This window comes from Parasphingorhabdus cellanae, from assembly GCF_017498565.1.
Taxonomy (GTDB): Bacteria; Pseudomonadota; Alphaproteobacteria; order Sphingomonadales; family Sphingomonadaceae; genus Parasphingorhabdus; species Parasphingorhabdus cellanae.
Genome location: NZ_CP071794.1, coordinates 2,383,957 through 2,397,150, shown reverse-complemented (window position 1 = coordinate 2,397,150; position 13,194 = coordinate 2,383,957). Strand labels below are relative to the sequence as shown.

Below are 13,194 nucleotides of genomic sequence, written 5' to 3'. Positions count from 1 at the left end.
ATCTGCAGGAGATCCCAGCTTTCGCTGGGATGACGGGAATATGGAAAAATGCGCTCACCCTGAGCCTGTCGAAGGGTTAGCGCAGAGCCGGACCTTCGACAAGCTCAGCCTGAGCGCAGTGTGTAATTCAACGCCCACGATGATGGGCATGCGTGATCGCCACGGCCAGCGCATCGGCGGCATCCGCCCCAGCGAGCTTCACCCCCGGCAGCAGGATCTTGATCATCGCTTGCACCTGATCCTTATCCGCCTTGCCCACGCCGACGACCGATTTCTTGACCGCCCGCGCCGCATATTCGCCGACCTCAAGCCCCGACCGCGATGCGCCGAGCAGCACGACACCGCGTGCTTGCCCGAGCTTCAGGGTGCTTTGCGGATTGCTGTTGACGAACACTTCCTCAACCGCTGCCGCATCCGGTTTATATTCCAGCAGCAAATCGGTCAGTTCCAGATCAAGCTTCAGCAACCGGCTGGCCAATTGCATTTTCGGATCGGTCTTTATCTGCCCATTGGCGATATGCGACAGCCGATTGCCTTCAGCGCTGATCACGCCCCAGCCGGTGGTGCCAAGGCCGGGGTCGAGGCCCAGGATAATCATGCGCCCACCGTCACCCGGCGTTCAGTTTTTCCATAATCTCGTCGGACACATCATAATTGCCCCAAACCGTCTGAACATCGTCATCTTCTTCCAGCAAATCGATGAGGTTGAGCAGCGTTTCCGCCTGCTCTTGATCCACTTCCACCTGCACTGTCGGGCGCCAGGCGAGTTTTACGCTTTCCGCTTCGCCAAGGGACTTTTCCAGCGCGCCGGCAACCTCATGCAAATCTTCCATCGCGGTCCAGATTTCATGGCCGTCTTCGCTAGAGGAAATATCTTCCGCCCCCGCTTCCATCGCAGCTTCGAGAACCTTGTCCTCGCTGCCCGCTTCGGCTGGATATTGCACATAGCCGACCCGGTCAAAGCCGTGACTGACCGACCCGGTCTCGCCGACATTGCCGCCATTGCGCGACATGATGGTGCGGACATTGGTAAAGGTACGGTTGGTATTATCCGTGAGGGTTTCGATAATCAACGAGACGCCGCCCGGGCCAAAGCCCTCATAGCGAACCTCGTTATAATCATCGCCCTCATTGGCCGAGGCCTTGTCGATTGCGCGCTGTATGCCATCTTTCGGCATGGAAACCGCTTTAGCGTTGTTCACCGCGAGGCGCAGACGCGGGTTCATGTCCGGATCTGGCATGCCCGATTTTGCGGCCACCGTGATCTCGCGGCTGAGTTTTGAAAATTGCGCCGAGCGTTTCTTGTCCTGCGCACCCTTGCGGTGCTTGATATTGTTAAATTTACTATGGCCTGCCATATGATTCGTCCGTACCTGAATTATTGTTATTGAGGCTCTTTGCCGCATGTTCGAACCCAACTCAACCATTGGATGGGCCACCGGCCGTCTGACGGCGACAACACACGATCTGCTGACATTTCTGCGCGCGCCAAAACTGCCGGATAACGATGTTCAGATGACCGGGCAAATGACCGGAAAACCAAGTGACCTTATCTGGCTTTTCTTGATCAATTGCATGATAGTTGCGGCAATCGCGATTGTTCTGTTCCCGATCATGCTCGCCTTCGATGTCTCCATGTCTAACAGCATGGCAGGCCTGTTCCAGCGCCCGGTCTGGCAGCTCTTGCTCATCGTCGTGATTGCCGGGCCAATTGTCGAAGAGCTGATGTTCCGGTCTTGGCTCAGCGGTTCGCCGCGACTCCTGATCCCCTTTTTCGGCCTCATATTGTGGATGGCCCTGACATATAGCTATGAGCAACTGGGATGGCCCGGGCCCGCTGCCATGGGGACAGCGCCTTTATTGGCCGTTATCGCCGGTGCCGTTCTGATCTGTGTGATCGCATTCTGGAAACGGCCGGTACCGAGATGGTATGTCCGGATTTTCCCGTTGATCTTCTGGATCCAGGCGTTGCTTTTCGGCTCCGTGCATATCTTCAACTATGCTGGTGACAATCCCGCCGCACTGCTCCCCTTTGTTTTGCCGCAGACGGTGGGCGGCCTGATCTGGGGCTATGCCAGAATCCGCTATGGCTGGTGGACCAATATTGTGATGCACATGGCGTATAATCTGATCGCAACCAGCGGGCTGGTCTATGTGTTGCTAACACGGCCAGAGCTTCTCTAGTCGGTAACGACAGCGGTGCCCGATGCCGATACCATCAGCATCGATCCCTTTTCACCCACGACCTCATAGTCAAGGTCAACGCCAACTACTGCATTGGCACCGAGTTTCGCTGCCTCGGCCTGCATTTCCAACAAAGCCTCATCCCGCGCGCGCTTCAGGACATTTTCATATTTGCCGGACCGGCCACCAACAATGTCGGTGATGCTGGCAAACAGATCGCGAAACAGATTTGCCCCGACAATCACCTCCCCAATAACAATGCCGCGATAATCGCGTATCGGGCGTCCTTCGATACTGGGGGTTGTGGTCGTAATCATATATGCTCTCCCGCCTTTAAAGCGGGGATGTTAGTCTATTGATTATCCCAAACCAAGGGCCGACTTATAGGTGTCGAGTATCGCTTCCATTTCCTGACGGTCATGGGTTTCCATTTTGCGCAGACGCACGATCTGCCGCATGATCTTCGCATCAAAGCCGGTGGATTTGGCTTCGGAATAGACATCACGGATATCATCCGCGATACCCTTTTTCTCTTCTTCCAGCCGCTCGATACGTTCGATAAACAGACGCAGTTGGTCTGCGGCAACATTGCCTTCGCTCATTCTCAAATTCCCTAGAAATACTATGTTCAGATTCGGATGCCGTCTTTAATCCGCGTCGCTATTAATTGCTAGGCGCGTTTTTGGCTACGCTTTCCTTCATCCGCAAAAGCTTTTCCGGCGTCGCTTCGGTCTGGTAGTTTTTCTTCCATTCTGAAGACGGCATACCATGGATCGCCTGACGCGCTTCTTCCTTGGTCATATTGCCGCCAGCATCATTGGTTGCTTCCAGCACCCAGTCGGCCAGACAGTTGCGGCAAAAACCGGCAAGCCCCATCAGGTCAATATTTTCCGCATCATGGCGGTGCTGCAAATGCTTGACCAGACGGCGAAAGGCCGCCGCAGCCGCTGCATCAGAAATTTGTTCTGTCATGTGAAATGCTTCCGTTGCTTTTTGTTTTTATCCTGTCATGATTTGGCGCTAACAGGCGTGGATTTAAAGCACCAATACAGGAATTTTCGATGGCAGCGCATATGTTCTCTCGCGACCGCAAAGTAAAGGTGCTTGCCACCCTTGGCCCGGCCAGCGGCAGCCCGGAAATGATCGAGAAAATGTATAAGGCCGGTGTCGACGCCTTTCGCATGAACATGAGCCATGGCGAACATGCCGCCCATGCCAAAAACGTGAAATCGATCCGCGCGCTGGAAAAGAAGGTTGGGCGACCCATTACTGTCCTTGCGGATCTGCAAGGGCCGAAATTGCGTATCGGTACTTTTGCCAAGGCCCCGGTTGAACTGAAAACCGGTGCGAAGTTCACCCTCGACCTACAAAAGACCAAAGGCGATGCTAAACGCGTCAATCTGCCCCACCGGGAAATTATCGAAACGCTGGAACCTGGGCATACGCTGTTACTCGATGACGGGAAAATCCGCCTTGAAGTCACTAAAACCGACGGCAAAAGTGTCGAGACCAAAGTGATTGTCGGCGGCCCCATATCGGACCGCAAGGGTGTGAATGTTCCCGAAGTGGTGCTGCCAGTGAGTTCACTGACGAACAAGGATCGCAAGGATTTGACCTTTGCGCTGGATCAGGATGTCGACTGGATCGCGCTGAGTTTTGTACAGCGGCCTGAGGATGTAGCCGAAGCGCGGCGCCTCATTGGCGGCAAAGCGGCTTTGCTCTCGAAAATCGAAAAACCTGCAGCCATCAACCGGCTCGAAGAAATCTTAGAGCTATCCGATGCGGTTATGGTCGCGCGCGGTGATCTTGGCGTCGAATTGCTGCCTGAACAGGTCCCTCCGTTGCAGAAAAAAATTGTTGCTGCTGCCCGTAAATTGGGCCGACCCGTGGTCGTCGCGACCCAGATGCTCGAATCGATGATCACGTCGCCCACCCCAACCCGGGCCGAGGTTTCGGACGTCGCCACCGCCATTTATGACGGGGCTGATGCGATCATGTTATCTGCGGAATCAGCTGTCGGCGACTGGCCGATTGAGGCCGCAACCATGATGGACAGGATTGCAATGCAGGTGGAGAGCGACGCATCCTATGCCGAGCGTGTCCATTTTACAGAAACCGTGCCGGATGAAACAACCGCCGATGCCCTTGCCGCCGCAAGCTATAATATTGCCCGGACGATCAAGACATCCGCCATTGTCTGCTTCACCAAATCCGGGTCCACTGCGCGGCGCATGGCCCGCGAACGTCCGTCGGTCCCGCTGCTCGTCCTCACGCCCGATCGCCACACGGCGAGGCGTGTCGGCCTGCTATGGGGTGCCCATGCTGTTGTCACCCGTGATGTGAGTGATTTCGAGGAGATGATAGCCAAAGCCAAACGCATGGCAATGCGCCACAAGCTAGGCAAAGCGGGATCAAGGCTGATTGTCTGCGCCGGCGTACCGTTCGGGACGCCGGGATCGACCAACCTGCTGCATGTCGTGCGGTTGTCAGGGAACGAACTGAAGCGGGGTTGAATGGGTTGCGGCCTGTAAATCCTGCTCATCAGGATCTCTGGCGATGACATATTATCTTCTTTCTTGAAATCTCGTACCGGTCTCATGTAGTCTTTCGCTCTGTTCGCGCTGGCCTCTCTCCAGTCGCGGTAGTCTTGGATGCGCGATAAACTGGAGACCAGATATGGCTGATGGCCAGCAGCAGGCGGCTGAGCCCCGTCGCAACGGCTTTACCCGCTTTCTCGACGGCGTCGAATGGCTAGGTAATTTGCTACCGCATCCGGTGACATTATTTGCCATACTGGCAATCGGCATTGTCTTTTTGTCCGGCCTGTTGGGCTGGATGGGTCTGGCAGTTGTCGATCCCCGCCCGGCTGGCGCTCCCGGCGTGGCGGAAGATGGCATGATCCGGGCGGTCAGCCTGCTCGATGGCGATGGCGTGCGGCGTATCTTCACGAACCTCGTCACCAACTTCACTAGCTTTGCCCCGCTTGGCGTGGTGTTGGTGGCGATGATCGGTGTCGGTGTGGCAGAGAAATCAGGGCTGCTATCGGCGGCTGTGCGTTCCATGGTCCTGTCGGCACCGCCCCATATGGTAACGGTCGCGATTGTCTTCGCCGGGATTGTTTCCAATACGGCTTCGGAAGTCGGCTATGTTGTTTTGATCCCATTGGCCGGCGCGATTTTCTATGCTCTCGGCCGCCATCCGCTGGCGGGCATGGCTGCGGCTTTTGCCGGCGTCTCGGGAGGCTATAGCGCCAACTTGTTGATCGGCACGATCGACCCGTTGCTGGCCGGGATTACGCAGGAAGCGGCGCGTTTGATCGACCCGGATTATACGGTTGTGGCAACGGCCAACTGGTATTTCATGGTTGGATCGACTTTCCTGATTACGGCCATCGGCTCGCTGGTAACGATCTTCATCGTAGAGCCCAAGCTGGGCAAATATAATCCCTCGGGCGCGGACCCCACCATTCTGGACGACCGGATGATGGAGGCAATAAGTAACAAAGAGCGCAAGGGCTTACGCTGGGCCGGCATCGCGCTGTTGGGTGTCCTTGGCTTGATGGCGCTGACCTTGCTCCCGGATTGGGGCGTGTTACGCAATCCGGAAACCGGCGACCGGATCAACTCCCCCTTCTTCAAAGGCTTTGTCGTCTGGATCCTGATTTTCTTTGTGGTCACCGGTTACGCCTATGGCCGCGTCGTCGGCTCCATGAAAACCGACCGGGATGTGATTGACGCGATGGCCGAAGCGCTCGCATCCCTCGGTCTTTATATCGTGCTGGTTTTCTTTGCCGCCCAGTTTGTAGCCTTTTTTGGCTGGACCAATTTGGGCGCGATCACCGCGGTCACCGGGTCGCAGTTCCTGCTCGACACTGGAATGACTGGTCCTGCGATCTTCTTTTTCTTCATTCTGATCTGCGCGCTGATCAACCTGTCGCTAGGCTCGGCATCGGCGCAATGGGCTGTTACAGCGCCGATTTTCGTGCCAATGCTGATGCTGATTGGCTATGCGCCGGAGGTGATACAGGCGGCCTATCGGATCGGCGATTCGACGACCAATATTATTACCCCAATGATGAGTTATTTCGGCCTGATTCTGGCTTGGGCGACGCGTTATGACAAGAATCTCGGTGTCGGCACTTTGATCGCGATGATGCTGCCATATACGATCTTCTTCATTCTGTGCTGGTCGGTCTTTTTCTTTGTCTGGGTGTTTGCGCTGGGATTGCCCGTAGGCCCCGGTTCGCCGACATATTACACGCCCTGATTCAGAGCAGGCGCGGCTATAGTAGGGACAGTGCTTTTAGTTCCGCCTCTAGCAAAGCCGCATCCTGGAAATGATGACCCTTTATCCCCAGCGCCTCGGCGCCTTCGATATTGTCGAGCCGGTCATCAACGAACAGGCATTGTTTAGCTGAAACACCAAACCGATTGAGCGCCAGTTCGTAAATTGCAGCATCGGGCTTCACCAAATTCTCTTCTCCAGAGATCACAATGTCCTGGAAATGGTCAAAGACAGGCTTGCCCTTACGAAAATGCGGCCAAAATTCCGCCGAGAAATTGGAAATACCGAATAAAGGGATGTCAGCGCCATGCAGCTGTTGAATTAATTCAGCAACGCCTGCCACCTCACCGGGATTGGTTTCATTAAACCGCGACTGAAACAGAGAAATCAGATCTGCATGATCGGGAAACTGCGCTATCAATTCGCGACTGGTTTCGATAAACGGCCGTCCTGCATCATGCTGAAAATGCCATTCTGGCGTAACGACATGATTCAGAAACCATTCCAGTTCCTGCGGATCATCAATCAGTTTTTCGTAGAGGAAACGGATATCCCATCGGGAAATCACATTCCCAATGTCAAAGATAACCGTATCAATTTTGGAAATGGCAGTCACTTCTGCCACGAAACGAATTTAGCCTTGGCGCGCTTTGAACCGGCGATTCGTTTTGTTGATCACATAGGTGCGGCCACGACGACGAATCACGCGACAGTCCCGATGACGGTTTTTGAGCGACTTCAAAGAGTTGCGGACTTTCATTTTGGTACCACGCCTTAATAATTTAAATTTCTTGAAAACGGGCAAAGCCGTATGCAGACGGTGCAGTTAGGGTTGTGATCGGCCAAAGTCAAGCATGGAGCCGACTTATTCCCCGCGAATTTCACCCAATTTACGCTCCCAGGCCAGGGCATGGGTCACAATTTTATCCAAATCCGCATATTGCGGCTGCCACGGGAAGCGTTTCATGATCGCGCGATTGTCCGAAATCAGCGAATCGGGATCGCCCGCGCGGCGGCCCTCCAACTGGCGCGCAATCTTGAGATTCGTGACGCGATCCACCGCGTCGAGCACCTCAAGCACCGAAAATCCACGCCCATAACCGCAGTTAAGTAAGTGATTCTCATCAGGATCAGCAATCAAGGCTTCCAGCGCGAGCACATGAGCGGCGGCGAGATCGGAAACATGGATATAGTCGCGCACACCAGTACCATCGGGCGTATCATAATCCGTCCCGAACACCGCGACGCTATCGCGCTTACCCAGAGCCGCTTCCACAGCGACTTTAATAAGATGCGTGGCACCGGCGGTCGATTGACCGGTTCTTGCTTTGGGGTCGGCGCCCGCGACGTTGAAATAACGCAAGGCACAGAAATTAAAGTCATGCGCCGCGGACACGTCGCGCAGCATATTCTCGGTCATTAATTTGGACATGCCATAGGGATTAATCGGTACTTGCGGCGTTTGCTCGCTTACCGGGCTTTCTTCGGGAATGCCGTAGGTTGCTGCGGTCGATGAAAAGATGAAATGCTTGACCCCGCCAGTCACGGCTGCATCAATCAAATTGCGGCTTTTGGCGCTATTATTATGGTAATATTTCAGCGGGTTTTCGACAGATTCCGGGACGATGATCGATCCGGCAAAGTGCATGATCGCGCCGATATCCTGTTCTTTTATGATTTTTGTTACCAAAGCTACGTCTTCAATATCGCCTTCATAAAAGGCCACATCATCCGGCGCTGCCCACCTAAAACCCGTTGTTAGATTATCGACCACTGCAACCGGCCATCCCGCATCTTTCAGAGCCAATATGGCATGACTGCCAATATAACCGGCTCCGCCCGTAACCAATATTGTGAAGCGATCTGGCATATTTTCTCCTCAGAAATCCGATATTTCAGGGCTATATCGGGGAAAAGTCGTCATTCGGTTAACCATAGAGCCATGCGGATGCAATTATTTACGCTCATGTTTCAGAATTTGGGCTAAGATAGCGCACAGTTGGTCGGGAGTTGGAAATTATGACACTAGAAAAACTTATCGGGATCGCCGCACTTTCTCTATCGATGACTGCTTGTGTCGCGACAACGCCGCCGGTGAATGTCACCCGCTTTCACAATGCCCAGGACGCACCGATCACCACCGGAACAGTCGCGATCATATCATCATCGGAAGCGACCGAGGGCAGGGTATTGGAACAAAGCACCTATGAAGCGGCGGTCCGGCGCGAATTACAACGAGTTGGATTTTCCGATCCGGGCACAGATGCTGCCAATGGCGAATATGTTGCACGCGTCTCGGTTGAACAAAGCCGCCTTTTGGCTGGCGGCGGGCGGTCTCCCGTGTCGGTCGGTGTCGGTGGTAGCACCGGCAGCTATGGCTCCGGTGTCGGTCTGGGTATCGGGATTAATCTGAGCGGCAAGCCGAAAGATAGAATCGCGACCGAATTATCCGTCCGCATTACCCGCCGCGCCGATGGCGAGACCGTTTGGGAAGGGCGCTCCTCCGTTGAAGCCAAAGATGGCTCACCCGCGTCACAGCCCGGTCTCGCAGCCTCAAAATTGGCCGAAGCGTTATTCAGGGACTTCCCCGGAGAGTCGGGAACCACTATCAGAGTGCCATGAGCACCAAAAATATGCAGATCACCGCCGCCTTCGATAGCGGAAACATTAACATCCATGACATTTCCGGTACCAAGGCCGAACTGTCTATCCAGAAAGACAAAGACAGCGAGTTTTTGCAATGGTTCCACTTTCGCGTCACTTGCGAAATTGGGGACACGCTCGAACTCAATATCAACGGCTTGAAAGATTCTGCTTATCCGCAAGGATGGCCGGGATATAACGCCTGTGTCAGCGAAGACCGGGACTATTGGGGCCGCGCGGACAGTCACTATGACGAAGACACAGGCAAGCTCGCGATCCGCTACACCGCGACCAGTAATATAGTCTGGTTCGCCTATTTTGCACCCTATAGCATTGATCGCCATCATGATCTGATTGCTGAAGTGGCATCGGTAGAGGGCGTTACATGCCGGACTTTAGGTCATTCATTGGAGGGACAACCGATCGATTGCCTCACAATGGGTGAAGGCGATAGACAAGTCTGGCTCTACGCCCGCCAGCATCCCGGTGAAACGATGGCCGAGTGGTGGATGGAAGGCGCATTGGAAATGCTCGCCGACCCCGCCGACCCGCATGCCCGTGCTTTGTTGCAGCAATGCCAGTTTCATATCGTCCCCAATATGAACCCGGATGGTTCGTTTAGAGGCCATTTACGAACCAATCACGTCGGTACAAATCTGAACCGAGAATGGCATGAGCCGAGCGCAGCAAAAAGCCCGGAAGTCCTGTGCGTCCGGAACGCTATGGACGAAAGCGGCGTCGATTTCGCGATGGACGTGCACGGCGATGAGGCAATTCCAGCGGTGTTTATCGCAGGATTTGAAGGGATACCCAGCTGGACCGACGAGATGGGCCGCAAATATAACGCTTATCGCGACCGCCTGGCGGCTCGCACACCCGATTTCCAGACCGAGCTTGGCTATCCGACCGCAGCCAAAGGCAAAGCCAATCTCTCCATGTCTACCAACCAGGTGGCGGAGCGATTTGGCGCTGTGGCGATGACATTGGAGATGCCTTTCAAGGACAATCGCGACCTGCCGGATAGCGAACAAGGCTGGTCACCGGAACGCTGCAAGCTGCTGGCGCGCGAGTGTTTGGCGACATTGGCGGAGCTGGTGGATGAGATTTAGGGGATTAGTGGTTATAAGTAGTATTATGGTAAGCGGTTTGAGGTTATTCAGATTATTTATCTCTACAATTAGAAATTCCTCAATTTATCCTGCACACCTATCAGACCAGGTGATCTCAAATCGCTACGTCTTGCTGCTAAAATTAATATCGCCGAATGGTATAGACTGCAATCTCTTATCGTCGATGGAAATAGGGAAACTCCCTAGGCCAAGATTGGGAAGAGAAATGATCCTTTGCCTAACGGATAAATGCAATTGATTAACAATTCTAAGTCACCTAGAGCGGGCGCTCTTAAGCCGATCCTGTCAACCAAACAGTATATTAAAGCGTAAATTATGAAAACAGCCCTAATTTCCGGCATTACTGGCCAAGATGGCGCCTATTTGGCCGAGTTTCTGATCAAGAAGGGGTACCATATCCATGGGATCAGACGCCGCACCTCTTTATTTAACACTGACCGGATAGATCATCTTTATACCGATCCTCACGAGAGTGGCGGAAGCTTAACGCTCCACTATGGAGATATGACCGACTCAAGCAGCCTTCTGAGGGTACTTCAGCAGGTGCAGCCTGACGAAGTTTACAACTTGGCTGCTCAAAGTCATGTTGCGGTTTCGTTCGAGGAACCAGAATATACAGCAAATTCTGATGCGCTAGGCGTGCTGCGGCTTTTGGAAGGAATACGGATATCCGGTCTAGCGGAAAAAACACGCTTTTATCAGGCTTCAACCTCTGAACTTTATGGTTTAGTGCAGGAGACACCACAAACGGAAACAACGCCCTTTTATCCGCGATCGCCTTACGCTGTTGCCAAACTTTACGGATACTGGATTACAGTTAATTACCGAGAGGCATATGGCATGTATGCGTGCAACGGTGTTTTGTTCAATCATGAATCCCCAGTGCGTGGCGAAACATTTGTAACTCGCAAAATTACAAGGGCCTTAGCGCGGATAAAGCTTGGAATGCAAAGCGCATTGTTTCTGGGAAATATGGACGCGCTGCGCGATTGGGGACATGCGAAAGACTATGTGGAGATGCAATGGCTCATGTTGCAGCAAGAAAAGCCGGATGATTTTGTGATAGCGACAGGTGTTCAATATTCAGTTCGCCAATTCGTTGAGGCTGCAGCAGCCGAACTGGACATGCAAATCCGTTGGGAAGGGACCGGTGTTGAGGAAAAAGGTTACCTCCCAGATGGAAGATGCATTATTGAAGTGGACCCTGGCTACTTCCGGCCTACCGAAGTCGAAACATTATTGGGGGATCCTGCTAAGGCACAAGCAAAGCTAGGCTGGTCACCTAAAACAAGTTTCAAGGAGCTTGTGTCGGAAATGGCGCGTTGCGATTTAGAAGAAGCGCAGGCAGAAATACGGTCGCAAAAACAGCAACGAAAAAGTCTGTTCTAGTGACAAAGGCAAACTTGGAAAATCCGTTAGAGATCATCTCGGATGGCGATACGCCGCTTGCTTATATCATTAGTCCGCAGTGGAGACCTGAAAAAACGCAGTTCTTGACACCACATGATTTCGGACAACAAATGGGCATGATAGTGTATAAGGCTGGCGAAGAAATCACACCCCATGTCCACTTACCCATTACCCGTAAGGTTGAAGGAACAACAGAGTGCATCATCGTTCGCGAAGGTAGCTGCCAGATCGATATCTTCAACTCTGAGCGAGAATTCATTGCCGTAAGAGACCTAGAAAAAGGTGCAATCATACTGCTTCTAGGTGGAGGCCATGGCTTCAGGATGAAGTCCGACACGGTTTTGTTTGAGGTCAAGCAAGGCCCCTACGCAGGTGATGCCGACAAGGAGCGATTCTGAACTTATGACCTGGATACCTGTCAACGAACCAGCGCTTCTGCCGGAAGATTTTTTGGCATTGAAGGATAGCTTTGATACCGGATGGATTTCGTCCGCTGGAAAATATGTAGATCAGTTCGAAAGCGACTGGGCCACATATTGCGGACAGGACCATGGTATTGCGGTATCCAATGGAACAGCCGCGTTACAGGTTGCCGTTGAGGCAGTCGGCATCGGTGCGGGCGATGAAGTTATCATGCCGAGTTATACAATCATCTCCTGTGCCTCCAGTGTTGTGCGCGCAGGAGCGAAGCCGGTTCTGGTAGATTGCGATCCGAAGACGTTTGGCATGGTTCCCGATCAAGTCGCACAAAAGATCACGCCACGGACAAAGGCAATCATGGTTGTTCATATGTTTGGCCACCCGGTCGACATGGATCCGATTGCAGAGCTTGCCAGCAAGCATGGACTGGTCATCATCGAAGATGCCGCTGAGGTCCATGGGGCGAAATATCTGTCGGGACGGGACGGCCCGGACCCCGTTTGGAAGACCTGCGGCGGGATGGGGCATATCGCAACATTCAGTTTTTTCGCAAACAAGCTTATTACGACTGGCGAAGGCGGTATGGTGGTGACCAGCAATAAAGCCTATGCTGAAAAAGCACGATCGCTACGCAATCTCTGCTTCCGACCAGATCGGCGCTTTTTACATACCGAGCATGGCCATCAATTCCGTATGACCAACATGCAGGCGGCCATAGGCGTTAACCAGGTAAAGCGGATAGAAACTATTGTTGATCGAAAACGTGCTATCGCCGACCAATATAGCACCTTACTTTCGGATATCGAGGATATCCAACTGCCAATGGAATCGGACTGGGCAAAGAATGTGTTCTGGGTATATTCTATCCTTCTGGGCGAAGGTCATAAGATGGACGCCGTTGAATTCGCAGCGCGCCTCAAGGAAAAGAATATCGAAACTCGGCCATTTTTCCTCGGGATGCATGAACAACCGGTGTTTCATGATATGGGGCTATTTATAGGTGAAAATTACCCGGTAACCGAGAGGATTGCTCGGAAGGGACTATATGTGCCTTCGGGCTTGGCGATCACCGATGAACAGATTGAGATCGTAAGCGAAGCGGTTCGTGAAACTCTAGCTTAAA

16 protein-coding genes are annotated in these 13,194 nt (G+C 53.2%); 8 read left to right on the top strand and 8 right to left on the bottom strand.

Going from position 1 to position 13,194, the window contains the following annotated elements; genetic code table 11:
• Positions 1-127: 127 nt before the first annotated feature.
• Together ruvC and J4G78_RS11490 are read right to left on the bottom strand one after the other, a co-directional pair.
• Positions 128-598: a crossover junction endodeoxyribonuclease RuvC gene (gene ruvC, locus J4G78_RS11495; protein WP_207986702.1), complete on the bottom strand. Its 471-nt coding sequence runs from the start codon at positions 596-598 to the stop codon at positions 128-130.
• A 10-nt stretch (positions 599-608) separates the two neighbouring features.
• A complete protein-coding gene (locus tag J4G78_RS11490) occupies positions 609-1,358 on the bottom strand; it encodes a YebC/PmpR family DNA-binding transcriptional regulator (RefSeq protein ID WP_207986701.1) in 750 nt (249 codons plus the stop codon).
• Positions 1,359-1,404: 46 nt separating this feature from the next.
• Between J4G78_RS11490 and J4G78_RS11485 the strand changes: the two genes are divergently transcribed.
• On the top strand, positions 1,405-2,184 hold the full coding sequence (locus tag J4G78_RS11485) for a CPBP family glutamic-type intramembrane protease (RefSeq protein WP_207986700.1): 780 nt from the start codon (positions 1,405-1,407) through the stop codon (positions 2,182-2,184).
• Here J4G78_RS11485 and J4G78_RS11480 read toward each other — a convergent pair.
• The 3 genes from J4G78_RS11480 to J4G78_RS11470 form a co-directional block, all read right to left on the bottom strand.
• The gene (locus J4G78_RS11480) at positions 2,181-2,501 is read right to left on the bottom strand and encodes a heavy metal-binding domain-containing protein (RefSeq protein ID WP_207986699.1); all 321 of its coding nucleotides are present in this window, start codon (positions 2,499-2,501) and stop codon (positions 2,181-2,183) included. The genes J4G78_RS11485 and J4G78_RS11480 overlap by 4 nt on opposite strands.
• Before the next feature lie 42 nt (positions 2,502-2,543).
• The gene (locus tag J4G78_RS11475; RefSeq protein WP_207986698.1) at positions 2,544-2,786 is read right to left on the bottom strand and encodes a DUF2312 domain-containing protein; all 243 of its coding nucleotides are present in this window, start codon (positions 2,784-2,786) and stop codon (positions 2,544-2,546) included.
• A 61-nt stretch (positions 2,787-2,847) separates the two neighbouring features.
• Positions 2,848-3,156, bottom strand: a complete 309-nt coding sequence (locus J4G78_RS11470) for a DUF1244 domain-containing protein (protein WP_207986697.1) — start codon at positions 3,154-3,156, stop codon at positions 2,848-2,850.
• An 89-nt stretch (positions 3,157-3,245) separates the two neighbouring features.
• On the opposite strand from J4G78_RS11470, the gene pyk reads away from it, so the two are divergent.
• Positions 3,246-4,697 (top strand): pyruvate kinase, encoded by a 1,452-nt coding sequence (pyk, locus tag J4G78_RS11465; RefSeq protein ID WP_207986696.1) that lies wholly within the window; start codon positions 3,246-3,248, stop codon positions 4,695-4,697.
• A gap of 163 nt (positions 4,698-4,860) precedes the next feature.
• Complete coding sequence (locus J4G78_RS11460; RefSeq protein WP_207986695.1) at positions 4,861-6,450, top strand: AbgT family transporter; 1,590 nt, start codon at positions 4,861-4,863, stop codon at positions 6,448-6,450.
• 16 nt (positions 6,451-6,466) lie between these two features.
• Here J4G78_RS11460 and J4G78_RS11455 read toward each other — a convergent pair whose 3' ends face one another.
• From J4G78_RS11455 to galE, 3 genes are all read right to left on the bottom strand, one after another.
• Positions 6,467-7,093, bottom strand: a complete 627-nt coding sequence (locus J4G78_RS11455) for an HAD family hydrolase (RefSeq protein ID WP_243457064.1) — start codon at positions 7,091-7,093, stop codon at positions 6,467-6,469.
• A 9-nt stretch (positions 7,094-7,102) separates the two neighbouring features.
• The gene (gene ykgO, locus J4G78_RS11450) at positions 7,103-7,228 is read right to left on the bottom strand and encodes a type B 50S ribosomal protein L36 (RefSeq protein ID WP_011415100.1); all 126 of its coding nucleotides are present in this window, start codon (positions 7,226-7,228) and stop codon (positions 7,103-7,105) included.
• 105 nt (positions 7,229-7,333) lie between these two features.
• Complete coding sequence (gene galE / locus J4G78_RS11445) at positions 7,334-8,338, bottom strand: UDP-glucose 4-epimerase GalE (RefSeq protein ID WP_207986694.1); 1,005 nt, start codon at positions 8,336-8,338, stop codon at positions 7,334-7,336.
• 149 nt (positions 8,339-8,487) lie between these two features.
• Here galE and J4G78_RS11440 point away from each other — a divergent pair, with 149 nt between their 5' ends.
• The 5 genes from J4G78_RS11440 (at position 8,488) to J4G78_RS11420 (ending at position 13,193) form a co-directional block, all read left to right on the top strand.
• Positions 8,488-9,090 carry a DUF4136 domain-containing protein gene (locus tag J4G78_RS11440; RefSeq protein WP_207986693.1) on the top strand — a complete coding sequence of 201 codons (603 nt, stop codon included), beginning with the start codon at positions 8,488-8,490 and terminating at the stop codon, positions 9,088-9,090.
• Complete coding sequence (locus tag J4G78_RS11435; RefSeq protein WP_207986692.1) at positions 9,087-10,220, top strand: M14 family metallopeptidase; 1,134 nt, start codon at positions 9,087-9,089, stop codon at positions 10,218-10,220. Before J4G78_RS11440 ends, J4G78_RS11435 begins: the two co-directional genes overlap by 4 nt.
• 336 nt (positions 10,221-10,556) lie before the next feature.
• Positions 10,557-11,630, top strand: coding sequence for a GDP-mannose 4,6-dehydratase (gene gmd, locus J4G78_RS11430; RefSeq protein WP_207986691.1), 1,074 nt, complete (start codon positions 10,557-10,559; stop codon positions 11,628-11,630).
• Positions 11,631-11,644: 14 nt separating this feature from the next.
• Positions 11,645-12,049 carry a cupin domain-containing protein gene (locus J4G78_RS11425; protein WP_207986690.1) on the top strand — a complete coding sequence of 135 codons (405 nt, stop codon included), beginning with the start codon at positions 11,645-11,647 and terminating at the stop codon, positions 12,047-12,049.
• A 4-nt stretch (positions 12,050-12,053) separates the two neighbouring features.
• On the top strand, positions 12,054-13,193 hold the full coding sequence (locus J4G78_RS11420) for a DegT/DnrJ/EryC1/StrS family aminotransferase (protein WP_207986689.1): 1,140 nt from the start codon (positions 12,054-12,056) through the stop codon (positions 13,191-13,193).
• Position 13,194 lies beyond the last annotated feature (1 nt).